The sequence below is a fragment of the Kluyvera sp. 142486 genome, assembly GCF_046569695.1.
Lineage (GTDB): Bacteria > Pseudomonadota > Gammaproteobacteria > Enterobacterales > Enterobacteriaceae > Kluyvera.
Genome location: NZ_JBKHUI010000010.1, coordinates 106,186 through 128,991 on the forward strand (window position 1 = coordinate 106,186; position 22,806 = coordinate 128,991).

25 protein-coding genes and 1 pseudogene are annotated in these 22,806 nt (G+C 52.1%); 12 read left to right on the forward strand and 14 right to left on the reverse strand.

The window, feature by feature from the left end; genetic code table 11:
• The first annotated feature begins 39 nt into the window (after positions 1-39).
• A complete protein-coding gene (locus tag ACLGE8_RS12780) occupies positions 40-987 on the forward strand; it encodes a quinone oxidoreductase family protein (protein ID WP_410998945.1) in 948 nt (315 codons plus the stop codon).
• Positions 988-1,311: 324 nt separating this feature from the next.
• On the forward strand, positions 1,312-1,944 hold the full coding sequence (locus ACLGE8_RS12785) for a LysE family translocator (protein WP_410998947.1): 633 nt from the start codon (positions 1,312-1,314) through the stop codon (positions 1,942-1,944).
• Positions 1,945-1,953: 9 nt separating this feature from the next.
• Here the strand turns inward: ACLGE8_RS12785 and ACLGE8_RS12790 are convergent, their stop codons facing one another.
• Entirely contained in the window at positions 1,954-3,477 is a 1,524-nt protein-coding gene (locus tag ACLGE8_RS12790) for an EAL domain-containing protein (protein WP_410998949.1), read from the reverse strand.
• 723 nt (positions 3,478-4,200) lie between these two features.
• On the opposite strand from ACLGE8_RS12790, the gene ACLGE8_RS12795 reads away from it, so the two are divergent.
• Together ACLGE8_RS12795 and ACLGE8_RS12800 are read left to right on the forward strand one after the other, a co-directional pair.
• Entirely contained in the window at positions 4,201-4,407 is a 207-nt protein-coding gene (locus ACLGE8_RS12795) for a hypothetical protein (protein WP_410998951.1), read from the forward strand.
• Positions 4,408-5,097: 690 nt separating this feature from the next.
• Positions 5,098-5,268: pseudogene (locus ACLGE8_RS12800) on the forward strand (hypothetical protein); the annotation flags it as partial.
• A 286-nt stretch (positions 5,269-5,554) separates the two neighbouring features.
• Here ACLGE8_RS12800 and ACLGE8_RS12805 read toward each other — a convergent pair.
• Together ACLGE8_RS12805 and ompW are read right to left on the reverse strand one after the other, a co-directional pair.
• Entirely contained in the window at positions 5,555-5,788 is a 234-nt protein-coding gene (locus ACLGE8_RS12805) for a hypothetical protein (RefSeq protein ID WP_410998953.1), read from the reverse strand.
• A gap of 177 nt (positions 5,789-5,965) precedes the next feature.
• Complete coding sequence (gene ompW, locus ACLGE8_RS12810; RefSeq protein ID WP_410998955.1) at positions 5,966-6,601, reverse strand: outer membrane protein OmpW; 636 nt, start codon at positions 6,599-6,601, stop codon at positions 5,966-5,968.
• Between the two features lie 471 nt (positions 6,602-7,072).
• On the opposite strand from ompW, the gene ACLGE8_RS12815 reads away from it, so the two are divergent.
• From ACLGE8_RS12815 to yciA, 3 genes are read left to right on the forward strand one after another with little or no spacing between them, the layout of a single operon-like run.
• On the forward strand, positions 7,073-7,816 hold the full coding sequence (locus ACLGE8_RS12815; RefSeq protein WP_410998957.1) for a YciC family protein: 744 nt from the start codon (positions 7,073-7,075) through the stop codon (positions 7,814-7,816).
• Positions 7,817-7,863: 47 nt separating this feature from the next.
• Entirely contained in the window at positions 7,864-8,403 is a 540-nt protein-coding gene (locus tag ACLGE8_RS12820) for a septation protein A (RefSeq protein ID WP_410998959.1), read from the forward strand.
• Between the two features lie 15 nt (positions 8,404-8,418).
• Complete coding sequence (yciA, locus tag ACLGE8_RS12825) at positions 8,419-8,817, forward strand: acyl-CoA thioester hydrolase YciA (protein ID WP_333496359.1); 399 nt, start codon at positions 8,419-8,421, stop codon at positions 8,815-8,817.
• A gap of 115 nt (positions 8,818-8,932) precedes the next feature.
• Here yciA and ACLGE8_RS12830 read toward each other — a convergent pair whose 3' ends face one another.
• Positions 8,933-9,469 carry a YniB family protein gene (locus ACLGE8_RS12830; RefSeq protein ID WP_185666006.1) on the reverse strand — a complete coding sequence of 179 codons (537 nt, stop codon included), beginning with the start codon at positions 9,467-9,469 and terminating at the stop codon, positions 8,933-8,935.
• 135 nt (positions 9,470-9,604) lie between these two features.
• Here ACLGE8_RS12830 and hxpB point away from each other — a divergent pair, with 135 nt between their 5' ends.
• The 4 genes from hxpB (at position 9,605) to ACLGE8_RS12850 (ending at position 13,438) form a co-directional block, all read left to right on the forward strand.
• Positions 9,605-10,273, forward strand: coding sequence for a hexitol phosphatase HxpB (gene hxpB, locus ACLGE8_RS12835; protein WP_410998962.1), 669 nt, complete (start codon positions 9,605-9,607; stop codon positions 10,271-10,273).
• A gap of 153 nt (positions 10,274-10,426) precedes the next feature.
• Complete coding sequence (kduD, locus tag ACLGE8_RS12840; RefSeq protein ID WP_410998964.1) at positions 10,427-11,188, forward strand: 2-dehydro-3-deoxy-D-gluconate 5-dehydrogenase KduD; 762 nt, start codon at positions 10,427-10,429, stop codon at positions 11,186-11,188.
• Positions 11,189-11,277: 89 nt separating this feature from the next.
• Positions 11,278-11,868, forward strand: a complete 591-nt coding sequence (locus ACLGE8_RS12845) for a metal-dependent hydrolase (protein ID WP_185666003.1) — start codon at positions 11,278-11,280, stop codon at positions 11,866-11,868.
• 178 nt (positions 11,869-12,046) lie between these two features.
• Entirely contained in the window at positions 12,047-13,438 is a 1,392-nt protein-coding gene (locus ACLGE8_RS12850; RefSeq protein WP_410998966.1) for an L-cystine transporter, read from the forward strand.
• Positions 13,439-13,603: 165 nt separating this feature from the next.
• Here the strand turns inward: ACLGE8_RS12850 and cedA are convergent, their stop codons facing one another.
• The 8 genes from cedA to osmE form a co-directional block, all read right to left on the reverse strand.
• Positions 13,604-13,843 carry a cell division activator CedA gene (gene cedA, locus ACLGE8_RS12855; RefSeq protein ID WP_185666001.1) on the reverse strand — a complete coding sequence of 80 codons (240 nt, stop codon included), beginning with the start codon at positions 13,841-13,843 and terminating at the stop codon, positions 13,604-13,606.
• A gap of 139 nt (positions 13,844-13,982) precedes the next feature.
• The gene (gene chbG / locus ACLGE8_RS12860; protein ID WP_410999077.1) at positions 13,983-14,738 is read right to left on the reverse strand and encodes a chitin disaccharide deacetylase; all 756 of its coding nucleotides are present in this window, start codon (positions 14,736-14,738) and stop codon (positions 13,983-13,985) included.
• Positions 14,739-14,749: 11 nt separating this feature from the next.
• The gene (locus ACLGE8_RS12865; protein WP_410998968.1) at positions 14,750-16,096 is read right to left on the reverse strand and encodes a 6-phospho-beta-glucosidase; all 1,347 of its coding nucleotides are present in this window, start codon (positions 16,094-16,096) and stop codon (positions 14,750-14,752) included.
• 105 nt (positions 16,097-16,201) lie between these two features.
• Entirely contained in the window at positions 16,202-17,026 is an 825-nt protein-coding gene (gene chbR, locus ACLGE8_RS12870; RefSeq protein ID WP_185665998.1) for a transcriptional regulator ChbR, read from the reverse strand.
• 25 nt (positions 17,027-17,051) lie between these two features.
• The gene (gene chbA, locus ACLGE8_RS12875) at positions 17,052-17,399 is read right to left on the reverse strand and encodes a PTS N,N'-diacetylchitobiose transporter subunit IIA (protein WP_333498426.1); all 348 of its coding nucleotides are present in this window, start codon (positions 17,397-17,399) and stop codon (positions 17,052-17,054) included.
• A gap of 54 nt (positions 17,400-17,453) precedes the next feature.
• The gene (chbC, locus tag ACLGE8_RS12880; RefSeq protein WP_185665997.1) at positions 17,454-18,812 is read right to left on the reverse strand and encodes a PTS N,N'-diacetylchitobiose transporter subunit IIC; all 1,359 of its coding nucleotides are present in this window, start codon (positions 18,810-18,812) and stop codon (positions 17,454-17,456) included.
• Positions 18,813-18,896: 84 nt separating this feature from the next.
• Positions 18,897-19,217: a PTS sugar transporter subunit IIB gene (locus tag ACLGE8_RS12885; protein ID WP_035897020.1), complete on the reverse strand. Its 321-nt coding sequence runs from the start codon at positions 19,215-19,217 to the stop codon at positions 18,897-18,899.
• A 287-nt stretch (positions 19,218-19,504) separates the two neighbouring features.
• Complete coding sequence (gene osmE, locus ACLGE8_RS12890; protein WP_410998971.1) at positions 19,505-19,843, reverse strand: osmotically-inducible lipoprotein OsmE; 339 nt, start codon at positions 19,841-19,843, stop codon at positions 19,505-19,507.
• Between the two features lie 228 nt (positions 19,844-20,071).
• On the opposite strand from osmE, the gene nadE reads away from it, so the two are divergent.
• Positions 20,072-20,899, forward strand: coding sequence for an ammonia-dependent NAD(+) synthetase (nadE, locus tag ACLGE8_RS12895; protein ID WP_410998973.1), 828 nt, complete (start codon positions 20,072-20,074; stop codon positions 20,897-20,899).
• A gap of 99 nt (positions 20,900-20,998) precedes the next feature.
• Here the strand turns inward: nadE and spy are convergent, their stop codons facing one another.
• The gene (gene spy, locus ACLGE8_RS12900; protein ID WP_410998975.1) at positions 20,999-21,505 is read right to left on the reverse strand and encodes an ATP-independent periplasmic protein-refolding chaperone Spy; all 507 of its coding nucleotides are present in this window, start codon (positions 21,503-21,505) and stop codon (positions 20,999-21,001) included.
• A gap of 319 nt (positions 21,506-21,824) precedes the next feature.
• Entirely contained in the window at positions 21,825-22,802 is a 978-nt protein-coding gene (gene astE / locus ACLGE8_RS12905) for a succinylglutamate desuccinylase (RefSeq protein WP_410998977.1), read from the reverse strand.
• Positions 22,803-22,806: the final 4 nt, after the last annotated feature.

Consider the following 22,806-nt stretch of genomic DNA (forward strand, 5'->3'; position numbering starts at 1 on the left):
TGTGCATTTTACACATAAAAACCCTATGGAGACAGAATTATGAAAGCAGCCGTGGTCTTTGACCTCGCCCAGGGCCCGGTATGGGCTGATTTTGATGAACCGCAGGTGGGAGAGCAGCAGACGCTGATTCGCGTCCGTGCCGCCGCCATCAGCCACGTGGTGAAAAGCCGTGCCTCCGGCAAACACTACAGCTTTGACGGCACGCTGCCGTTTGTGGTGGGTATCGACGGTACTGGCACGCTCCCTACCGGCGAGCGAGTCTATTTCGCCTTCCCGACCGCGCCATGGGGCAGCATGGCGCAGTACGCCCCCGTCGCTCGCCAGAACTGCTTTACGCTGCCGGATGGTTTAGATGATGTCACCGCCGCCGCAATGGCCAACCCAGGCATGTCCGCATGGGCGGCGCTGGTAAAGCGGGCGAATTTCCAGGCTGGTGAAACCGTCCTGATAAACGGCGCTACCGGCAGCGCCGGGCAACTAGCAGTGCAGATTGCCCGCTATCTCGGCGCCAAAAAGGTGATCGCCACCGGGCGTAACGCCAACGCGCTGGCGACGCTGGGCGCTGATGCCACCATTCTGCTCACCGGTGATGACACCACTCTCAGCGCGGAATTCGCCGTTCAGGCCAACCAGGGCATTGATGTCGTCGTCGATTATCTCTGGGGACACAGCGCGGAACTGATGCTGCCTGCGCTGGCGAAATACAGTCCAGGCAACACACCGATTCGCTACGTACAGGTCGGGTCGCTCGCGGGAAACGATATTGCCCTTAACGGCGCGGTGCTGCGTTCTGCCCCGCTGCAACTAATGGGTAGCGGGATTGGCAGCCTGCCGATGGCGCATCTGTTGCAGGCTACCGGTGAGATGCTGAATGCGGCGGTCGCAGGTGGTTTTACCATCGCGACCACGCCCGTGGCGCTGCAAAACGTTGCCACCGCCTGGCCGCTGGATGACAGTCAGAAACGTACGGTTTTCACCCTTGAATAAAAAAATCGCTTTTACACAAAAGATAGGGTTGATATCTTAAATGAGAAATATTATCTTTCTCATTACCGAATAGTTGAGCAAATCACTCAGGTATTCGGTACGACATTGCTCACATTGCTTCCAGTATTTTTGCCCGCATCCGATGCGGGCTTTTTTTTGGATGCGTGGAGGCCCCGGGGTCGGCGTAAACGCCTCGCCCGGGCTACAAAATGTGTAGACCGGCCAAGCGAAGCGCCGCCGGGAACGACTCCCTACCAACAATTGTCTCGCCCGCTTTCATCAGACATCGTAGTATAAAAACTCCTCGCCCCGCTGGAGTTACCCATGTCAGAGTCCCACAACATTCTCGCTTTCGCCCTCGTCTCACTCGGTATGGCCCTTACCCCAGGCCCCAATATGATCTACCTGATTTCACGTTCCATTTCGCAAGGGCGCACTGCGGGGCTGGTCTCGCTCGGCGGCGTAGCGCTGGGCTTTATCTTCTATATGGTCAGCGCCGCTTTTGGCTTAACCGCACTGATGATGGCCGTGCCCTACGCCTATGATGCTCTGCGCATCGCTGGGGTTATTTACCTACTGTGGATGGCGTGGCAATCGGTACGCCCCGGCGGACGCTCGCCGTTTCAGCTTAAAGAGTTGCCGAAGCACAGCTCACGCAAGCTTTTCCTGATGGGCTTTCTGACCAATCTGCTGAACCCTAAAATTGCCATCGTCTATCTTTCACTACTGCCGCAATTTATCAACCCTGCAAGCGGCAGCGTGCTGACGCAGTCGTTGATGCTCGGTATGACGCAGATTGTGATTAGCGTGTCGATCAACGCGCTGGTGGCGCTTTCCGCCGGGACCATTGCGCTGTTTCTGGTGCGTCGCCCCTCGTTTGGCACCATTCAGCGCTGGCTGATGGGCGGCGTTTTGACGGGGCTGGCGATCAAGATTGCCACCGAATCACGCCGCTAGCGGTCTGCGCTATTCAACAACCACCCTGACCTTGGGTTTCGACAGAAGAATTTTGACTAGCTCAGGCAGGGATACGGGTTTGAAAAAATAGAATCCCTGCAGGTAGGTGATGTTATTTCGGCTGAGGTAATCGAGCTGCGCCTGAGTCTCGACCCCTTCAGCAACAATGCTGATTGAGAGTTTACGCGCGAGTTCGAGCACGGAATCCAGAATCAGCGTCGAGTCCTCATAGGCGTTTACCCGGCTGACAAAGCTCTGATCGATTTTGATGTAGTCAATATGCAGGTCGTGCAGGTAAGAGAGCCCAGAGTAGCCGGTGCCGAAATCATCCAGCGCAATAGCAAAGCCATTTTCATGCAGCACGTTTAGCGTCTGAATCAGATGCTCATCAACATGCAGGGGTTCCCGCTCCGTGACTTCAATCACCAGATTCAAATCCGGACGGGAAAAATTCTGCTTGTACGCCAGACACTCGGCCACAAAACCTGGTGCCACAATGTGCGACGCGCTGAAATTAATCCCGATGTGAAAACCTTCCGGTAGCTTACTCTCAATGGCATTCATATGCGCCACCACCTGCGCCATCAGGCAGCGGGTTAACGGTACAATCAAGCCCGATTTTTCGGCAGCCGGAATAAAGACCGAGGGCGAGATAAATCCTGCTTTGGGGTGCTTCCAACGGGCCAGTACCTCCACGCCGCGCAGCGTCCCTTCCCGGCCGTTTACGATGGGCTGGTAGTAAGGCACAATTTCCCCTTTCGCAATTGCTTTGCGCAGCGTCTCTTCCGGCGTCGTGCTTTTATTGAGGTATTTAAACAGCGTATAGGCGGCAACGCCGGAGAGCAGTAGCAGGAAAATGAGAATCCCGCCTCCTTGATGAATCAGCCGCCCGGCGCTGAACAACACGGGGAGGTTGTACTGGATACCAAAAGGATAGCGCTCTGCACTCACCATGCTGTGACCGGGCAGATTCTCTGCCCGAGGATAGATATCGCCGTGCAGGCCCATCACCTGGTTATCAACCACCAGTGAATAATTTGCATCGCGAAGCGGCGTATTGAGTACGTCACGAATGTGACGATCGCTAATGGTGATGATGATTCGTTTACCGGCAAAACGGCTCTGGAACAGGAGCACCGGGCGGTCGTCAACCGTACTCGCCTTTGACAATAGCAGCAGCGACATCTCTGGGATCTCTGCCACATGCAGCAGCAGTATATGATTACCCGGCAAGGAGGAACACCACACCCTGCCATCATTAAAGATAAGGAGTGTGCGTAAATGCGGCTGTAACGCTGCTTGCGTACCCAACTGATATTGACCCTTCTCATCACAACCTTTGACAATAACCCCACCCGCCTCCCGACTGGCCTCCCGCGCTTCATCCAGCATGGTGGCAATATTCCGCGCCGCATAGTGTGCCCCCGCCAGGCGTTCAGAGCGCAGCGAATACCAGAGTTGGGCATTGAGGATAAAGATACCGGAAATCAGCAGAAGCGCCGCGGCGATGGTGGGAATAAGAACATTGCGCATTAACGCTACCTGGCTATAAGTGAGTGCGGCGACGCGATAAGCTTTATACCTTGAGCATGGTAGAAAATCTGCAGAAATGCCATGCAGGCTGTGACATGAATGAAAAACATGGGTTCCCCTCCATGAATATTATCGCTTTCTACGCTAATGATTAATTTTAAAACTATTTTTTTGGCATCGTCCGGCCATTTTAAGTATTACGGGTGCTTTTCTATTCTTGATATTAATCAAATACCGATCATTTTTCCTATGCCCATAAAGCGATATACCTCCGCTTTTTTTTAAAAAACTGTTGCGAGAAAATTGACCATTCTCGTACTAGTAACCGGGTTACAAAACCACTAATTTCCCATTAAATAATGAATAACGGCGCAATGGAGATCAATAAATCATACAAACCTCGGGGAGCACTCCCCTACTCCTTAAGATAACGTAATGCATTGCCCAGACTGAATTTTCTTCTGTTCAATAGCCTGACAAGGTCTACCGCACATTTTTCCTGCGTTCATTCCCACTTCAAAATGTAACAGCAAACATCAAAAAATAACTGAAGCTTCATTACGCACAACCTGGCCTTTCATTCGAAATCAACGTCGGATAATTCCCTTCATACTTAACGTTTTTAATACAATATCTAAGCCATTATTCGTGCGTTGACATGTCATTTACGCGCATTCATATTTCATGCAGAAAAATAATGTCTCGGGTGACGTGGAGAATCGCATGAAACACGCCAGAACCTATCCTGCTCAGCGCCGACGTCGTGGCGAAAGCCTGAATGCGGGGCTGACGATGCTGAGCGCGCGCGTCGCAGATGACCTATGTGAATACGTTCGTGAAGTCGCCAGCCAAACGCGAAAAAGTAAGCAGCAGATTATTACCGAAGCGCTCATGCTGTATCGGGAAAACAATCCGGAAACAACCGAATAAATAGATTCTTTTATTTATACCGATTGTCGATAGGCCAACGTAATTACTTTTACGTAAAAATGAAAAAAACGCTGATGTTTTTAGGCTTAACCGTGCGAGGAATATTCAGTTTATTAGATACGTAATTAAATCACGGCGGTTAAACGGTATTATTCACGATATTTTTATTTTCGCCACAACTGACTAAAGCACAGTAGCGTGTTTGATGTAGGGGATTTTCAAAATGGTATTACTACGCGCTTGCTGTTCTCTAGGTTGGATTATGGGCATTACGTTCGCATTGACGATGGCAGTGATTACCGTATCGCTAACGACGTTAAACCTGACCCTGACGCTATCTCAGGGACTGGTGGCTATGCCGATGAAGGCGCTAGTTCACTCCCTCATCGTCGCCTTAGTAGCTCTGTTGCACTATGTGCCTCAAACGTATGTAAGCTGTTCATCATTCTTTTTTAGTCTGTGGTAGACAACCCCCCTGGTGATGGGGGGGATTTTTTGTGAGGTCATACGATGTGCGTCAATCTGTACGATAATGCTCGCCGCTATCGCGATGAGAAAAAGTAGTCATCAATAGAATACCGTTGCAGGTGCTATTTTACGACGGACTGATTGGTACGATCCCTCTTCAGTTTTTAGTATATAAAAACGGCAATGGATATAATGAAACACACAACACAGGTATCATCCTTAATGAAAAAAATCATGCTTTCCGCGCTGGCCTTCGCCGTCGTGGCCTCCGCTCCGGCTCACGCGATTAATGCCAAATACCGTGAGCAGCTCATCCGTTCCGGCTGTACACAGATGACAGAAGGCGTCACCTGCGACATCAACAAAACCAAGGCGCAGAACGCTGCTAATGCAGGCAAACCGCTTGCCAAAACAACGCCTAAACCCGCAACTGCTGCGAGTAAAAAGTATGGTCAGATCGTAGGCGAGGCAGAAACCATCCTGGGTATGAAAGGCATTGCCGCTAAAGAGTTCCTGGTGGAAAAGGGCTGGCGCCAGCAGTCTAACGGCGACTGGGGAAAAGCAGGCCACCTGCTGAGGATTATGGAAGACAAAGGCGTCGTACTCAACGCCCAAATCGTTAAATAATAATAAGGCTCCTAAGGGAGCTTTATTATTATTAGCGGTAGCACATCTCTGATTACGCTACTTTGGTCACGCGTAAAAACCGCTGCGGTAATTCCCCTTCCACCACCAACAGCACGGATTTTAACTCGATCTTCATACTCTGCTTAATGGCGGCGGCCTTTAAACTGGTCGACTCCCGCTGAAAGCCACTATCGTTATAGGGTACCACCAGAATACTGTCCCCCGGTTCTTTTAACTGTCGAAGTGCTTCCGTTCGCGTGTTGTAATTGAGATATTTGTTTGCCATTCCTGTTCTCTTTATAGCACCTGCCGTCAAAGCCGACTTAATTGATATAATAGTGCGCCATCAATAATAAGGGCTTTTATTTCAAGTGACTAAGGAAAAGGAATGTATACTTTAAATGCGGAACATTCCTGGCAATGAAATATGCTGGCCATCTGATGACCAGCATTGCCAGGAGCGTTAGAACCGATAGCCCGCCGAGAACATAAATACCCATGGGTCAAGACGCGTACTCACGCTCTGGTTGACTCCGCCCGCTTTAAATTTAACGTTAGTATCAATATCCATATACCACACCGACATGTTCAGCAGCCAGTCGCGGTTGATCAGATAATCTAGCCCTACCTGCCCCGCCGCTCCCCAGGAGTCATCAAGACTCAGATCGGAAAGCCCCGCCTCTTTGCCGTTATCGTTAAAATCGTTATCAAAGAAGGTGGTGTAGTTGATACCTGCGCCAATGTAAGGGCGCACCTTGCTTTGCGAATCACCAAAGTACCACTGCGCCATCAGCGTCGGCGGTAAATGGTGCACGGTGGCGATATCACCGGTTGGGCCCGTCCCAACTTTATGACGGAACGGTGTTGCAGCCAGCAGCTCAATACCGATATTTTCCGTCGCCATATAGGTAAACGTCAGACCCAGTTGGGTGTTGTTACTGACTTCAAAACCACCCAGTTGACCTAACACATTGTCAGACCCTTCCGTCGGTCTAACCGTCGCGGAACCCGCACGAATGAAGAACTCACCTGCTTCGTGCGCCCAGACGCCGCTTGAAAAGGTACTCATAACTAATGCAGCCATTGCTAACTTCTTCATATCCATTTCCTCATTATGGTTTTTTCTGGCGCGGAGAATATACCTATAACGGGGTGCATTTTGATCGAGAGAAGTCACATCAAATGATTAGATTTAACATTTATTGATCTAGATTAATTTTCACCCCTTTTTGGATTCACAAAATCAATATCCACATCAATTTTATAAATTTCAAAGGAATGAATTAACATGATTGATTCTCAAAACCGATGAAGCTGGATGTTTTACCGGCTAATCTTTCTCTCCCGAGTCGTTACCCAACCCCGTCTTCTCTGCTGCGTAGGTGAGATTACCGATGGGATTGCTAACCCAATGAAGCCTGTCATCAGGCACGGGCGCACTACGGCCGATCGCCATGAGTTCCTCTTTACAAAGATATACTTAGCGTAACCTGCGCGGAACGTGCTACGACAGCACGATTTGCGGTACAATTGCCGGCTAATCAACACCTGCCATACTCAAGGAGAGTGCATGTCTATCACGGCGCAGTCTGTATACCGTGACACGGGTAATTTTTTCCGTAATCAGTTTGTTACCATCTTACTGATTGCTTTGCTCTGTTCATTTATCACCGTAGTGCTCGGCCATGCCTTCTCACCTAGCGACGATCAACTGGCAACGCTGACCGTTGGGGATAACCTGACAGGCAGCACCGGTCTGTTTGACCTGGTACAGAACATGACGCCGGAGCAGCAGCAAATTCTGCTGCGCTCCTCTGCGGCTTCAACTTTTTCGGGGCTCATCGGTAACGCGGTTCTCGCGGGCGGAATTTTGCTGCTTATCCAGCTTATCTCCGCAGGGCACCGCGTCAGCGCCCTGCGCGCTATCGGCGCAAGCGCGCCGGTGCTGCCAAAGCTGTTTGTGCTTATCTTTATCAGTACCTTCCTGATCCAGATGGGTATGATGCTGGTTATCGTCCCGGGCATTCTGCTGGCTATCGTGCTGGCCTTCGCGCCGATCATCATGGTGCAGGATAAGCTTGGCGTGTTCTCTGCCGTTCGCGTCAGTACGCGTCTGGGCTGGGCGAATATCCGTCTTATCGCACCGGCGGTAATCGGCTGGATGCTGGCAAAAACATTGCTGTTGCTGATGGCTTCCAGCTTTGCCGTGCTAACGCCTTACCTCGGCGCTGTGGTGGTAAATACCCTTAGCAACCTTGTTTCCGCGCTGTTGCTGATCTATTTATTCCGCCTGTATATGCTTATTCGTCAATAAACTGATGCTGCCCATCGGTGGGCAGCGCTGAACTACGGAATCGAAGTATGAAGCAGTTTCTGGATTTCTTACCGCTGGTTGTCTTCTTCGCCTTTTACAAGATTTACGACATCTATGCGGCCACCAGCGCCCTGATCGTTGCCACCGCCGTGGTGCTGATTTACACCTGGGTACGCTATCGCAAAGTTGAAAAAATGGCGCTGATCACCTTTGTTCTGGTGGCGGTGTTTGGTGGCCTGACTATCTTCTTCCATAACGATGAGTTTATTAAATGGAAGGTGACGGTGATTTATGCCCTCTTTGCCGGCGCGCTGCTGGTAAGCCAATGGGTGATGAAAAAGCCGCTGATCCAGCGCATGCTGGGCAAAGAGCTCACCCTACCGGAAACCGTGTGGTCACGGTTGAATCTGGCCTGGGCGGTGTTCTTTATCCTCTGCGGCCTGGCCAATATCTATATCGCTTTCTGGTTACCACAGGAAATTTGGGTAAACTTTAAGGTGTTTGGCTTAACCGCCCTGACGCTAGTATTCACCGTGCTGAGCGGCGTATACATCTATCGCCATATGCCGCAAGACGATCATAAGTAAGTACAGAGAAGAACCATGACACAACAAAATGACGCGCCTCAGGGTGAGCTGGTATTACGCACGTTAGCTATGCCTGCGGATACCAATGCCAACGGTGATATTTTCGGCGGTTGGTTAATGTCGCAAATGGATATTGGCGGCGCCATTATGGCGAAGGAAGTGGCTCACGGTCGCGTGGTGACCGTCCGGGTCGATGGCATGACATTCCTGCGTCCCGTTGCGGTAGGCGATGTGGTGTGTTGCTATGCGCGCTGCGTAAAGCGTGGTAATACATCGGTCACTATCAATATTGAAGTGTGGGTGAAAAAGGTGTCGTCGGAGCCGATTGGTCAACGCTACAAGGCCACCGAGGCGCTGTTTATCTACGTCGCGGTTGACCCACAAGGCAAACCGCGCGCTATTCCAGCGGCATAAAACAACAAGCCCGGCGATTGCCGGGCTTGTTGTTTTATGCCGGATAAGCAAAGCGCCATCCGGCAGTATGTGGCAGATTGCCGGATGGCGGCGTAAACGCCTTATCCAGCCGACCTTAAAGAAAACCCAGCACCTTCAAAACAAAGTAGCCAATCACGATGATGATAATCGGCAAAATATAGAGTGGGAAAAACTGCACCAGAATCGTGTGACGCGGCACTTCGACTCGTGCTTCCAGCGCTTCACGGCTCAGCCCTTCCGCCCCTTTCGCCTTCTCCAGAATCAGCTGATCGTTCACCCCTTCACGCAGAAACTTTGCCTGGCGCGACATTCGCGCTCCGGAGTCCTGCAGCGCCAGCGCGACAAAAATCAGCGCATAGATAACCCAGAACATAATGTTCAGCCCGTTGTGAAAATCCGGCTGCGGCGAGTTGTACCAGAAGATATTTAAGAATGGCGTATTGAAACGCATCATTTCGACCATCACATGCACGAAATCCATCATGACGGCATCGATTCCCGGCTGTTTCGCGCTGTGCTCGTACATAAATTTGAGTACGGAAATCAGCGTTGAGATCACCGCGGGTATAAAGATAACCCACCCGGCAATCCGCTTCAGAATGGCAATGCGTCCAGCTTGTTGATACGTCATGGGTTCCCCTTGTTAAGACGCCTGTTCTCGGGCTAAGTGCTTATTTAGTCTACCCGCAGAAGGTGACTTTCGCCCGACTTTACGCGCGATATGATATACCATTGCTGAACTCGTTACCCTAAAGGAGAGGAAGTTATGTCCACCGAGCGTCAAATACGTGCCGCGATTTTCGATATGGATGGCTTGTTGATTGATTCAGAACCGTTGTGGGAACAGAGCGAACACGAAATTCTCGGCGCGCTAGGCGTGGATTTCACCCGCCGTCATGAGCTTCCTGACACCCGCGGTCTGCGCATCGATCTGGTGGTGGAGCTCTGGTTTGGGCAACAACCGTGGACGGGGCCAGACTGCGCCACCGTCGTAGAACGTATTATTTCGCGCGTGATTTCCCTGGTGGAAGAAAATCGTCCGCTGCTGCCGGGCGTCCGCGAAGCCGTCGCGCTGTGCAAAGCGCAGGGGCTGAAAGTGGGCCTCGCGTCGGCCTCCCCGCTGTATATGCTGGAAAAAGTACTGACCATGTTCGACCTGCGCCATCAGTTTGACGCGCTGGCCTCCGCTGACAAACTCGATTACAGCAAACCGCACCCGCTGGTTTACCTCAACTGCGCGGCCGAGCTCGGCGTTAGCCCACTGCAGTGCGTGGCGCTGGAAGACTCCGTCAACGGCATGATTGCCAGCAAAGCGGCGCGTATGCGCTCTATCGTCGTGCCCGCTGCTGAAAGCCAGCTCGACCCGCGTTTCAGCCTGGCGGACGTCAAGCTACCGACGCTGGAATTTCTGACCCGCGAAAATCTGCTCGGATAATCATTTGCGGGCATTCATCATGCCCGCAAATGATACCTTCATCATAAAAAATGAAACGCTGTTTTATTTTTATTTGAATATTCGATTCCACCCTTCTATGCTTTAGCTCTGTAGGTCATCTCATAACGATAAAAACCGCATACAGGGGTCGACATGATTCTTCACGCTTTTAATCTGCAAGGTAAAGTGGCGCTCGTGACCGGGTGCGATAAAGGTTTGGGCCAGGGCATGGCGCTGGGACTGGCGGAAGCCGGATGCGATATTGTCAGCGTTAGTCGCCGGGTACCGCAGGAGACTGCGGAAAAAGTCGCGGCGCTGGGCCGACGCCTTTTCAGTATTCAGGCGGATCTCAGCCAACCTGAAAGCATCGCCGATATTGTGCCTGCCGCCATAGCTGCTGCCGGACGTATCGATATTCTGGTCAACAATGCCGGAACCATTCGCCGGGAAGATGCCCTCTCCTTTAGCGAAAAAGATTGGGATGAGGTGATGAACCTCAATATCAAGTCTGTGTTCTTTCTCTCGCAGGCCGTCGCGAAGCAGTTTCTGAAACAGGGCGATGGCGGAAAAATTATTAATATTGCCTCAATGCTCTCTTTCCAGGGCGGCATTCGTGTGCCATCCTACACCGCCTCAAAAAGCGGCGTGCTCGGCATTACTCGCCTGTTGGCTAACGAATGGGCGCAGCACCAGATTAATGTCAACGCCATTGCGCCTGGGTATATGGCGACCAACAATACCCAGCAGTTGCGCGAAGATGCCGAACGCAGCAAAGAAATCCTCGATCGCATCCCTGCAGGACGCTGGGGTTCGCCGGACGATCTGAAAGGCCCAGTGGTCTTCCTTGCCTCATCCGCCTCTGATTACATCAATGGCTACACCATTGCCGTCGACGGTGGCTGGTTGGCGCGTTAATTTTTTGACAAAGAGTTACACTGTAACCTCTTCCGCCTACTGTATAAAAACCCTATACTGTATGAATTTACAGAATAACGGGTTTTATCATGACGGCGGAAGGTCATCTGCTCTTTTCCATCGCCTGCGCGGTGTTTGCTAAAAATGCCGAGCTCACACCAGTTCTCGCTCAGGGGGACTGGTGGCATATTGTGCCGTCGGCGATATTGACCTGTCTGCTCCCGGATATCGATCACCCGCGCTCGCTGCTTGGCCAGCGGCTTAGCTGGCTCTCCAAACCCATCGCACGACTCTGCGGCCATCGCGGCTTCACCCACAGCCTACTCGCCGTCTTTGGTGCGCTGACGCTGTTCTATCTGAAAGTGCCCGACAGTTGGATTGTTCCGGCCGATGCGGTTCAAGGCATGGTGCTGGGTTATCTCAGCCATATTCTTGCCGATATGCTTACCCCTGCCGGTGTGCCGCTGCTCTGGCCATGCCGCTGGCGTTTTCGTTTGCCAATTCTCGCTCCGCGCAAAGGCAACCAGCTGGAGCGCGTGCTGTGCATGGCACTGTTCGCCTACGCCGTCTTTATGCCCCAGTCGCTGCCGGACAACGGTGCGGTGCGCTGGTCATCGTCAATGATCAATATGCTGCAGACGGACTTCAATCGCTTTATTGGTCGCCACGTTGAACAATAATCCAGCGGAAATCACACTTTTGGCATAATCCATTCCATTTGGATATAAGCGGAATAATACACTTCTGTTAACCTTCTCACATCCAGACAAATCTTTACGGATTTGATCTAAAAAAACACGCGTCGCGGCGAGCTCTCTTGCCGCTGAACGCCGTGGATAATACTTCAGGAGAACGGGGATGAATTTTCCATTAATCGCGAACGTTATCGTGTTCGCAGTACTGCTAATTGCGCTGGCACAGACGCGCCATAAGCAGTGGAGTCTGGCTAAAAAAGTACTGGTCGGCCTGGTCATTGGTGTGGTCTTCGGCCTCGCCTTACAGCTGATCTACGGTTCCGATAACCCGGTGCTGAAAGATTCCATCCAGTGGTTCAACATTGTCGGTAACGGCTATGTACAGCTGCTGCAAATGATTGTTATGCCGCTGGTCTTCGCCTCGATTCTGAGCGCCGTTGCCCGTCTGCATAACGCCTCTCAGCTCGGTAAAATCAGCTTCCTGACCATCGGTACGCTGCTGTTCACCACGCTGATCGCGGCGCTGGTCGGCGTGCTGGTCACCAACCTGTTCGGTCTGACCGCTGAAGGCCTGGTGCAGGGTTCTGCGGAAACCGCGCGTCTGAACGCCATTCAGAGCAACTACGTCGGTAAGCTCGCAGACCTGACCGTACCGCAGCTGCTGCTCTCCTTCGTGCCGAAAAACCCGTTTGCCGATCTGACGGGCGCTAACCCGACCTCCATCATCAGCATCGTTATCTTCTCCGCCTTCCTCGGCGTGGCCGCGCTGAAGCTGCTGAAAGATGACGAGCCAAAAGGCAAACGCGTACTGACCGCTATCGATACCCTGCAGGGCTGGGTGATGAAGCTGGTGCGCCTGGTCATGCAGCTGACGCCATACGGCGTGCTGGCGCTGATGACTAAAGTGGTTGCCGGTTCTAACCTGCAGGACATCATCAAGCTGGGCAGCTTTGTTATCGCCTCTTACCTCGGTCTGCTGATTATGTTCGTGGTCCACGGCCTTCTGCTGGGCGCCAACGGCGTTAGCCCGCTGAAGTACTTCCGCAAAGTGTGGCCAGTGCTGACCTTCGCCTTCACCAGCCGTTCCAGCGCCGCGTCCATTCCACTGAACGTGGAAGCGCAGACCCGTCGTCTGGGCGTACCGGAGTCTATTGCCAGCTTCTCTGCTTCCTTTGGTGCCACCATTGGTCAGAACGGTTGTGCAGGCCTCTACCCGGCAATGCTGGCGGTGATGGTTGCGCCAACCGTAGGCATTAACCCGCTGGATCCGGTCTGGATCGCTACGCTCGTCGGCATCGTTACCGTCAGCTCCGCCGGTGTCGCAGGCGTGGGCGGTGGTGCCACCTTCGCTGCGCTTATCGTGCTGCCAGCGATGGGTCTGCCGGTGACGCTGGTTGCGTTGCTGATTTCCGTTGAGCCGCTGATCGATATGGGCCGTACCGCGTTGAACGTAAGCGGCTCCATGACTGCCGGTACTCTGACCAGCCAGTGGCTGCGCCAGACAGATAAAGACGTGCTGAATAGCGAAGAAGACGCCGAGTTAGCTCACCGCTAACAGGTAGGCCGGATAAGGCAACGCCGCCATCCGGCAATCTGCAACGTTCAGCCTGATGGCGCTTCGCTTATCAGGCCTACAATGTTCCGTCGTCACATCGTTTCATCGGGCAACAAAAAAACCGCTGGTTTTCACCAGCGTTTTTTTTATATCTGTATCGCGCCGTTACGCGTCGATATCCCCTTCCTGCCGCATCTGCACTGCCCAACGCTGGGCCGACTCCGGAATAGAGAACGCCTGCGAGCGACAAAACGCGCTGCCCATCAGCACAAACGCCACGTACTTGCCGCGCAAAAGCCAGACGTCGCGAAAGCCTTCGACTTTAACGGCGTGGTCGGGCGGTGCGGGTTCGGTACGAGGTACATAGCTGATAATCTGCCGTTTTTGTTGGCGAAGCGGTTTCATAAGCAGTTAAATTCACAATCATTAATGGCAAAAGCAGTAAAGTCTTATGATAGCAGGAATCGCCCGAGCGCGTCATACACAAAAAAGCCCGGCAGGAATGCTGCCGGGCAAGGGTTGAGGGGGTAACACAAGACACGTCTTACACGTCGCGGTAGGTTCCGAGACGATAACCTCGTTCAGCAATCGCGTACTTTAGCGATTCAGAGGTCAGCACATCCAACTCATCCAGACGCGGGTAGCAATACGCGCTGCCCATAATCGTCCGGTCAACAAATGCCGGATGGCACATCACTTCCAGAGACTGCTCCTGGCGTGCCATAGAGGCGTCCAGTACCTGCAGAAACAGCGCTTCAGTCACGGCATCGCCGTAGAACTCGCTGCTGAATGCCGCAGTGCTTCGAATCCCTTCCGGGATCGCAAACGGATACGGAATGGTGCGATCAATACGCAGCGCAATGCCTTTCGATTTCGCAAATTCGGCCACCAGCGGGAAAATTTGCGGGATCATATGCACATGGTGGTGGCTGTCAAAATGCGTCGGCTCGGCATCGAACAGGTCGATAAAGCGACGATACTGGCACTCCAGCTCATGGGCAATTTCATCCATCGGCAGCGAGCCCTCTTCCGCCATCTGCCAGATCCACTTGCCGAGTTTGCCCTCGCGGGTCAGCCCCGGCATGGATGACAGCGGTTCGCCCAGGGTCAGCACAAAGTGCATCCCCACGGCGAGCTCCGGCGTACGGCGGCTGATGCGCGCCGCGTGGTCGATAGCCGCGCCGTTCACCAGCGCGGTTGTCGACGTGACGAGGCCATGCTTACAGGCATCAAGGATGCCGTAGTTCTGACCTTTGCTCAGACCGAAATCGTCGGCATTGACGATTAACAGACGTTCCATCATGCCTCCTGTCACTGTTTCAGTTTCTCCACGGTGGCAGCAAAGTTCGGCAGCCACTCTTCATGGGCCAGAATCAATTCGCGTGCCAGCACCTCTGCATCTTTATCAGAGTGGATGAGCGGGCTTAAGTTCAGCGCCAGCAGCACGTCGTTAAACTCACCGCTCAGCGCCGCCTGGCTTGCCGCCACTTCGAAACCTTTGATGGTGTGGATAAGACCCAGCACTTTCTCATCAAAATGGGTCACGCGCGGGTGCGGTTTTGCACCATCACGGCCCAGAATGGAGGTCACTTCGATAGACCAGTCTGCCGGGATGTTATCAATGTGGCCGTGGTGTGGAATATTGACGTAGTGTTCGGTCTGCTTATCGTTGTAGATAGCGTTGATCACCTCGCACGCTGCATCGGAGTAATATGCCCCGCCGCGCAGTTCCAGCTCTTTTGGCTTCACGTTCAGATCCGGTTTTTTGTACAGTTCGAAGAGCTGTTTCTCAACTTTCTGTACTACCTGGGCGCGCGCGCCGCCTTTGTAGTATTCGCCCATTTCGATAGCCAGCATCTCTTTTTGCTTGAAATAGTACAGCAGGTAAGAGCATGGCAGCAGGTTCAGAGAGCGCAGCAGCCCTTCGCTGAACGGCATATCGAAGATGTTTTTCACGGTATTCGCCGACAGCGTACCGGAAGCGACGCCGTCCAGCAGTTCAGCAAAGCGAGACTCGCCGTTGACCAGCACGTCGCGCACAAACACCATATGGTTCAGGCCGAACAGGTCGATGGAGAGGTCGTCTTTCTCGGTCAGACGCAGCACGTCGGTGAAGAACATCTTCATGCCAATTGGAATGTTGCACACGCCGATAAAGCGTTTGAAGTCAGTGTGGCGATAAACCGCTTCTGTCACCATCCCGGCCGGGTTGGTGAAGTTGATAACCCACGCGTCCGGGCAGACTTCCTGAACATCTTTAATGATGTCAAAAATCACCGGAATGGTGCGCAGACCTTTAAACAGGCCGCCCGCGCCGTTGGTTTCCTGACCCAGGTAACCGTGGCTCAGCGGAATACGTTCGTCTTTTTCACGGGCTTTCAGCTGGCCTACGCGCAGTTGGGTGGTGACAAAATTGGCGTCTTTCAGCGCTTCACGACGGTTCAGCGTCTTATAGACCTTCATCGGCACGCCGGCTTTTTCCACCATGCGCTCGCACAGTGCGTGGATAATATCCAGCTTCTCCTGGCCGCCTTCAACGTCAACCAGCCACAGTTCCGTTACCGGCAGCTCATGATAGCGTTTAAGAAAACCTTCCAGTAATTCCGGCGTATAGCTGCTACCACCACCAATAGTAACGACTTTCAATTTCTGGCTCATACTTTTCTCCCTCGAGATCCACAAGCTAAACGTGGCTTACCCGCCGCATAATATGCGGTGAGCTAAATACTTTGTTTCAGAACTACGAAATTATTTCGTAGCGCGTTATTTGATAACTGTCAGTTTCTTCCGATAATTACTTGGCGTGAATGAGGTCAGCTTCTTGAATGTTTTAATAAACAGACTTGGACTGCTGTAACCTGACTCATACGCAATATCGGTTACCGAGTAGTTAGTTATTTCCAGTTGTTTCTTGGCAAAGTTAATGCGAATGTCATTAATAATCTGCATCGGCGTTTTGCCATAATAGCGTTGGGTGGCTCGGGTTAAGTATTCCTGGGTTTTCCCGGATAACGCGACCATATTTTCCAACGCACCTTCACCAAATTTTAATTTATCGTGCATGGCTTCTACGGTGGTTTTTAACCACGGCGGCGTCACATCCTGCGCCTGCTCTTCCCGGTGATGGCGTAAGCGATTAATCACGTAGAAAGAAACCAGTTCAATAAATTCGTCGAATTCCGTTTCGCGAAAGTGTAGTGAGGCAATAACCGACTCGATGTAACTCAGAAACGTGCTTTTGATCGAATAGACTTGCGAAGCAACCAGCGCAAACGGAATCAGCGACTGATAGTGCGTATCGAAGAAATCTTTGCTGATCCCCACGTTGAGAATGCGCGTGGCACCGAACTCATAGAAGCTCTGGTGATGCGACCCCATCGGGATGAAAACAAAGTCTCCTCGCTCCAGCATGACCCGCTTACCGTTTATCACCTGATAATAGCGGCCGGTCAGTACGATAGTGAACTCGTAGTAGTCGTGCTGGTGTAACCCACTGATACTTTCCGTTTTGTTGTAGATGAAGACATGAAAATTTTTACCGTTAAAGAGCTGTTGTTCTCGGGCGGTGTTGATTTCCATGGTGATCATCTTTGGTTGCCTCATAGGGAAAAGCCTATTGTACCTTCTCGTGAAGTTCGATCAATTCAGCAACCAGCTCGCGAGCTAACATTGACGTCATAAGATGATCTTGCGCATGGACCAGCACCAGGCTGACCTTCATTTTGCCTTCGCCTTCGTCGCTCTCAATCAGCTGAGTCTGTACGCGGTGCGCTTCGCTCAGCGCAATACGGGACTGGTCCATCGTGGCTTTCGCGGTTTCAAAGTCGCCCTGCTTAGCCAGTTTCAGCGCGGCATATGCCAGGCTGCGTGCCTGCCCTGAGTTGATAATCAGGCCCATCACCACTTCTTCGAGATCGTTTTCCTGCACGTCCTCAGCAACAACATTATCCAGATCAAACATAACTATTCCCTTTTGTGAGGGCGGTATGGAGACTCGCTCCATACCGCATTGGCATTAGAATTTCAGAGAGGCAGCGATGTCTTCTTCGCTTTCTTCTTCTTCAATGGTGGCCTGCGCCTTGTTCGAAATCATTACGAATGGCAGGTAGACCAGCGTCGAGACACCAAGGTTGAACAGCGCAACAATCAGGGCGGCAACGCTACCGTTACTGTTGAAGAATGCGCCCAGGCCGGTAGGCATGGTCCACGGTGCCAGGTTAGTCACCGGCGGGATGATGCCCATCGAGTAGGCCGCCAGGGTGATAGCTGCCAGAATCGGCTGTACCAGTACGAACGGGATGAACATCACCGGGTTCATGATGATCGGCAGACCAAACAGAATCGGTTCGTTAATCTGGAAGATACCGGATGGCAGAGCCAGTTTCGCCACCTGACGATGGTCAGCGCGACGGGATGCAATGAAGATAGCGATAATCAGACCCAACGTCGCACCGGAACCACCCAGCAGGATGTAGGAGTCGAGCATTGGTTTCGCCCAGAAGTGGAACTGCTGGCCAGCGGCAATCGCGGCGTCAACGGAACCATACTGGTTGTACAGCGCGATATTTTCCAGCGCCCATGGGGTCATGATGCCGTTATCCAGCGCGGTCAGTGCAAGTGAACCGTGTACACCGAAGAACCACAGCAGGCTGTTGAATACCACATATGCCCAACCTACCACGCCACCCATCGCCGCCAGCGGCTTGGAGATGGAGTCCATGATAATCTGGTGGAAGTTGCTGCCGTACGAGGTCAGGATCCAGGAGATGATCCCGAAGATGGACAGAATCAGGAAGCCCGGGATTAACGCCGAGAAGGAGCGCGCAACTGAAGACGGTACGCTCGATGGCAGGGTAATCACCCAGTTACGACGGATAACGAAGGTAAACAGCTCCGCCACAACCAGACCGATGATCATGCCGGAAATAATGTTTTGACCGCCCAGCCAGTTTGCACCGACGGCGTAGGCATCGCCGACGCTGTAAGGGGTGACGGTCATAAATGCCGCAACCGCCAGCAGGCCTGCTGCCATTGGGTCAACTTTACGTTCTTCTGCTAATGCAGAGCCGATAAAGAAAGGCGCCATCAGCGACATAATGCCTAAGGTACCGTTATAAACGTTACCGCCGATGGCTTTAAAGCTGTCTAAGGTCGCAATGGTTGATGGATCCAGGCGGACCCCCATTGAATAAAAGAATGACCCCTCACCAAAGCTCAGGAAAACGTTATTAATTAAGACGAACATGGCCCCCGCAAGGGTCAGCGGCATTAATTTAATAAAACCGTTTTTAATAGCATTAATGTGAGGCTGCTTTCCTATTTTAACAGCAAAAGGAAGGAGTACCTTTTCAAGCGAATCGATCACTTTACTCATAGAAAAATACCCTTAAAAGGCCGCAATCAATATTGCGGCGATTAATTATGAAATAACTCTTTGACGGGGAAAGTAAATCTAAAATTACTGCGCAGCTGACTTCTTAATTGCAGCAACAGCTGCTTTTAACACACCTAAACCATCGACTTTGCCGTAGAGGGTTGAATCAATAACTTCAACCGGTTTGTTTGGCAGAATCTTTTTAATATCGTTCAGCATATAGCCGATTTGTGGGCCAAGTAATACGACATCAGCCTCTGGACCTTTTTCCGCAGCGAATGCTTCGGAGAATGCTTCAATAATAACCGGCACTTCGTATTTCTCAGCCTGAGCTCGCATTTTGGAGACCAGTAATGAAGTGGACATGCCTGCAGAACAAAATAGATAGATATGTTTCTTTTCCATTCACGCTTCCTCAACTTGTGAAATCTGTCATCACCGGGCGATGTTCCATGTGCCCACTACCCTCGTATGTAACAGATGAGTTTCTTCTGTTTATGGGATGAGTATACGGCAACAATTTGTGTACGGATAATTCTCAAGACCCAAAAATTGTCTCTCATTGACCTCTCGTTTTGACTACCCTCACACTTTGCTCAAAATAATTCGCGACAAGAAATAAGCATCATTTCTCATAAAAAAGCCCGACACACGGGTCGGGCTTTCGTACGAATCCTATCAATGCACGAGGATCACTTCTTGGCGGCAGGGTCCGTGTCGTACTCGGCACAGGTCTGGTAGCCAGAGTTGATGACGTGGCCGGTGTCATCCAGCGCCACAAAGTAGGTTTCTGTTTTACCATCTCTTTGACCCAGAATGTAGGTCTGACAGGTTCCACGAGCATGAATCATCTTAATTTCAGTGGATGGCTTACCGGCAATCTGCATCACCTGAGAGCGGCTCATCCCTTTTTTCACATCTTTGACCACCGGTTGCGTGAATTGATCGGCGGTACGGTCGTAGGCGGTACAACCTGCCAGCATGGTCATTACCGCTGCTGCACCCAGAAACCCTGCTATATTCTTGTTCATCTTCCCTCTCCTTTTTTGTTGGTGTCCATTAAGCCTGGAATAAATATTGCTATTTATCAAATTACAAGACGCATTGATTACCGTAACCCATGGTAAATCGGACTATTATCCATCAGTCAAAACGGTGATCCTTGTCGTTTCACCGTCAAAGAGGTAGTTTTAACACCTTGTTCTGATGGGCCAACGACACGCGATTTTCAGGCTGGCACACACATTCCGGAGGGGTAAATGGCATTACAACAAGACATTATTCAGGCACTCGGCGCAAAACCACAGATTGACGCGCAACAAGAGATCCGCCGCAGCGTAGACTTTCTCAAGGCGTATCTGAAAACCTATCCATTTATCAAATCGTTAGTTCTTGGCATCAGCGGCGGTCAGGACTCTACCCTTACCGGCAAACTGTGCCAGCAGGCGATTAACGAACTGCGCGCCGAAACCGGCGACAGCGCACTGCAGTTTATCGCCGTGCGTCTGCCTTACGGCGTGCAGGCCGACGAGCAGGACTGCCAGGACGCGATTACCTTTATCCAACCCGATCGCGTGCTGACCGTGAATATTAAAGGTGCCGTGCTGGCCAGCGAGCAGGCGCTGCGCGAAGCCGGTATTGAACTGAGCGACTTTGTTCGCGGCAATGAAAAAGCCCGTGAACGTATGAAGGCCCAGTACAGCATCGCCGGTATGACGCACGGCGTCGTCGTGGGTACCGACCATGCGGCCGAAGCCATCACCGGTTTCTTCACCAAGTACGGCGATGGCGGCACCGATATCAACCCGATTTTCCGTCTTAACAAACGCCAGGGGAAACTGCTACTGGCCGAGCTTGGCTGCCCGGAGCACCTTTATAAGAAAGCGCCAACCGCCGACCTTGAAGACGACCGACCTTCTCTGCCAGATGAAGCCGCGCTCGGCGTCAGCTACGACAATATTGATGACTATCTGGAAGGCAAAACGCTGCCGGCGGAAATCGCCAAAACGATCGAAGGCTGGTATCTGAAGACCGAGCACAAGCGCCGCACGCCGATTACCGTGTTCGACGATTTCTGGAAGAAATAACTTCTTGATTTACCGGCAATAAAAAACCGCCGGAGCTGCCCATAGCCTGATGGCGTTTATGGGCAACTCCGGCGGTCTTAAGACAGTGCGCTGAATGTATTATTCAGCAGGCGCAGGCGGCATTTTACCTTCATGCGTTTTGTGTTCTGTCAGACGCTTCTCAAAATTGGCATTAAATTGCTTTTTCTGATCCGGCGTTAAGATGTTGTAAATCTTGTTCTGGGTTTCCAGACGAGACAGCATCATCTCTTTATGCTGTGCTTCCATCTTGTTGATTTGCGCTTCAGCTTTCGCTTTGTCGAAGCTGTCGCTGGCAATCAGGTTGTGCATCTCGCGCATCTCTTCCTGCGGCGGACGCTTCATATGCTGGCGACTCTCTTTCATGATGTCGCGAACCTGCTGTTTCTGCGCATCGGTCAGGTTCAGCCCCTGGAACATCATGTCATGACGTGGGCCCATTTTACCTTTGTGATGATGCATCATCGTACCGTTCGGCTGCGCCGCGTCGGTGGTGGTCGTTGAGGTGGTGTCCGCAGCGTGAGCCAGGTTAGCCGCGCCCAGAGCCAGCGTAGAGGCAACAAACAGAGCAGTTAATTTTTTCATCATCGAATCCTTACTTTTCAGTTATTCTGACGGCGCATCGCCGTGTTGACGAGATTAACTTTACGGGGTTTATCGTCAATTAATCAGAGCGTGCGTAAAACAATGAAAGTGTAAAAAACGATTTCGTGCCAATTATGAGGAAATTAAGGAAGAAATGTGGAGAGTTGCAACAAAAATAGTCAACACCATGATTAAGAAGAGAATTTGAAGAAGTATAAAACAACCTTGATTAATAATAAACCGCAAACTTAAGAATAATCCGCAATAATTCCCCGCACAAATAATCAAAGCCGCAGCGAACCCGCCTGCGGCCTTTATTTAATTATTCTGCAGGTGGACAACGCTCCAGCATCAATCCCGCTCGCAGCCCCAGCGCCACGTCGGGATTAGGAAAAAGCACATATTCGCAGGCCGAGTCCACAACGTAACGGGTATCACCGTCTTCCGCCAATAACGTGCCCCTGGCGAAAGGGGTAAAGTTCAGCGTCTGCGCCGACATATAAAGCCGAAAATCGGCGCTGCGGCGGGTGATCTGCTGAACTACCCGGTAATAAAGCGGCACCGTGTCGGCGCCGCCGCCCAACTCCCCCGCCAGCAAATGCCTGAGCTGCCGCGTCACCAGCGCAAACTGGCCTAAATCATTTTGCCCAAACGGTTTAGCCTTCCCCAGCTCAAGGGTGCAGGCCAATGCGCCAAAATATTCGCAGCTAAAGTGAGTAAAGGTACCGCCGGGCGACTGGTGAAACACCAACGCCTGCAGACCTGCGGAGCCCAACCAGCGTAGAAACGGCGGGTCCCACGGTGATTCTCGCGCGGGTAGCACGCCAAAGCGCATGTGGTGCGAGCCGCGAATGGCGGTATGCAGATCTAAATGCCAGCGTACATCCGCCGGGCAGCGCTGGTAAAACGCCGTCACCGTCTGCTCAAGGCTGGCGGCGCGGATAGTCTCGTCGCTGACGGGAAAATGCCGCCAGCGCGCACCGAACATGCGGTTCATATCGCTATGCAGATAGCGTTTGTTATCGCGCAGGGCTGGCGGGTTACCCAGCACCACCAGCAGATGCCAGCGCAGCTTAAGCTCGCCGTTTACAAGCGCCTTCAGCAAATAATCGACAAGCTCCACAGGAGCGGTTTCATTGCCATGAATGCCTGCAGACAGCACCAGCGCCTGCGAACAGGGTTCGTGCGGCGTCAGTTGCAGGACGCCGGCTTCGCGCCATTCCCAGTGGAAGTACGCTGTGTCTCCCTCAGGCTGCTCCGGCAACCTCCCCGCCAGCGTCAAGGCCAGAAACTGTTTCATACCG

Excerpts from the sequence above, each read along its gene's own strand:
- ACLGE8_RS12790 (WP_410998949.1), bottom strand. The coding sequence starts at position 3,477 with ATGCGCAATGTTCTTATTCCCACCATCGCCGCGGCGCTTCTGCTGATT.
- chbG (WP_410999077.1), bottom strand. The coding sequence starts at position 14,738 with ATGGAACGTCTGTTAATCGTCAATGCCGACGATTTCGGTCTGAGCAAA.
- ACLGE8_RS12885 (WP_035897020.1), bottom strand. The coding sequence starts at position 19,217 with ATGGAAAAGAAACATATCTATCTATTTTGTTCTGCAGGCATGTCCACT.
- ACLGE8_RS12815 (WP_410998957.1), top strand. The coding sequence starts at position 7,073 with ATGTCTATCACGGCGCAGTCTGTATACCGTGACACGGGTAATTTTTTC.
- nadE (WP_410998973.1), top strand. The coding sequence starts at position 20,072 with ATGGCATTACAACAAGACATTATTCAGGCACTCGGCGCAAAACCACAG.
- chbA (WP_333498426.1), bottom strand. The coding sequence starts at position 17,399 with ATGTTTGATCTGGATAATGTTGTTGCTGAGGACGTGCAGGAAAACGAT.
- ACLGE8_RS12780 (WP_410998945.1), top strand. The coding sequence starts at position 40 with ATGAAAGCAGCCGTGGTCTTTGACCTCGCCCAGGGCCCGGTATGGGCT.
- ACLGE8_RS12830 (WP_185666006.1), bottom strand. The coding sequence starts at position 9,469 with ATGACGTATCAACAAGCTGGACGCATTGCCATTCTGAAGCGGATTGCC.
- ACLGE8_RS12845 (WP_185666003.1), top strand. The coding sequence starts at position 11,278 with ATGACGGCGGAAGGTCATCTGCTCTTTTCCATCGCCTGCGCGGTGTTT.
- cedA (WP_185666001.1), bottom strand. The coding sequence starts at position 13,843 with ATGAAACCGCTTCGCCAACAAAAACGGCAGATTATCAGCTATGTACCT.
- hxpB (WP_410998962.1), top strand. The coding sequence starts at position 9,605 with ATGTCCACCGAGCGTCAAATACGTGCCGCGATTTTCGATATGGATGGC.
- ACLGE8_RS12805 (WP_410998953.1), bottom strand. The coding sequence starts at position 5,788 with ATGGCAAACAAATATCTCAATTACAACACGCGAACGGAAGCACTTCGA.
- ACLGE8_RS12785 (WP_410998947.1), top strand. The coding sequence starts at position 1,312 with ATGTCAGAGTCCCACAACATTCTCGCTTTCGCCCTCGTCTCACTCGGT.
- ACLGE8_RS12795 (WP_410998951.1), top strand. The coding sequence starts at position 4,201 with ATGAAACACGCCAGAACCTATCCTGCTCAGCGCCGACGTCGTGGCGAA.
- spy (WP_410998975.1), bottom strand. The coding sequence starts at position 21,505 with ATGATGAAAAAATTAACTGCTCTGTTTGTTGCCTCTACGCTGGCTCTG.
- osmE (WP_410998971.1), bottom strand. The coding sequence starts at position 19,843 with ATGAACAAGAATATAGCAGGGTTTCTGGGTGCAGCAGCGGTAATGACC.
- chbC (WP_185665997.1), bottom strand. The coding sequence starts at position 18,812 with ATGAGTAAAGTGATCGATTCGCTTGAAAAGGTACTCCTTCCTTTTGCT.
- yciA (WP_333496359.1), top strand. The coding sequence starts at position 8,419 with ATGACACAACAAAATGACGCGCCTCAGGGTGAGCTGGTATTACGCACG.
- ompW (WP_410998955.1), bottom strand. The coding sequence starts at position 6,601 with ATGAAGAAGTTAGCAATGGCTGCATTAGTTATGAGTACCTTTTCAAGC.
- ACLGE8_RS12850 (WP_410998966.1), top strand. The coding sequence starts at position 12,047 with ATGAATTTTCCATTAATCGCGAACGTTATCGTGTTCGCAGTACTGCTA.
- chbR (WP_185665998.1), bottom strand. The coding sequence starts at position 17,026 with ATGATCACCATGGAAATCAACACCGCCCGAGAACAACAGCTCTTTAAC.
- astE (WP_410998977.1), bottom strand. The coding sequence starts at position 22,802 with ATGAAACAGTTTCTGGCCTTGACGCTGGCGGGGAGGTTGCCGGAGCAG.
- ACLGE8_RS12865 (WP_410998968.1), bottom strand. The coding sequence starts at position 16,096 with ATGAGCCAGAAATTGAAAGTCGTTACTATTGGTGGTGGTAGCAGCTAT.
- ACLGE8_RS12820 (WP_410998959.1), top strand. The coding sequence starts at position 7,864 with ATGAAGCAGTTTCTGGATTTCTTACCGCTGGTTGTCTTCTTCGCCTTT.
- kduD (WP_410998964.1), top strand. The coding sequence starts at position 10,427 with ATGATTCTTCACGCTTTTAATCTGCAAGGTAAAGTGGCGCTCGTGACC.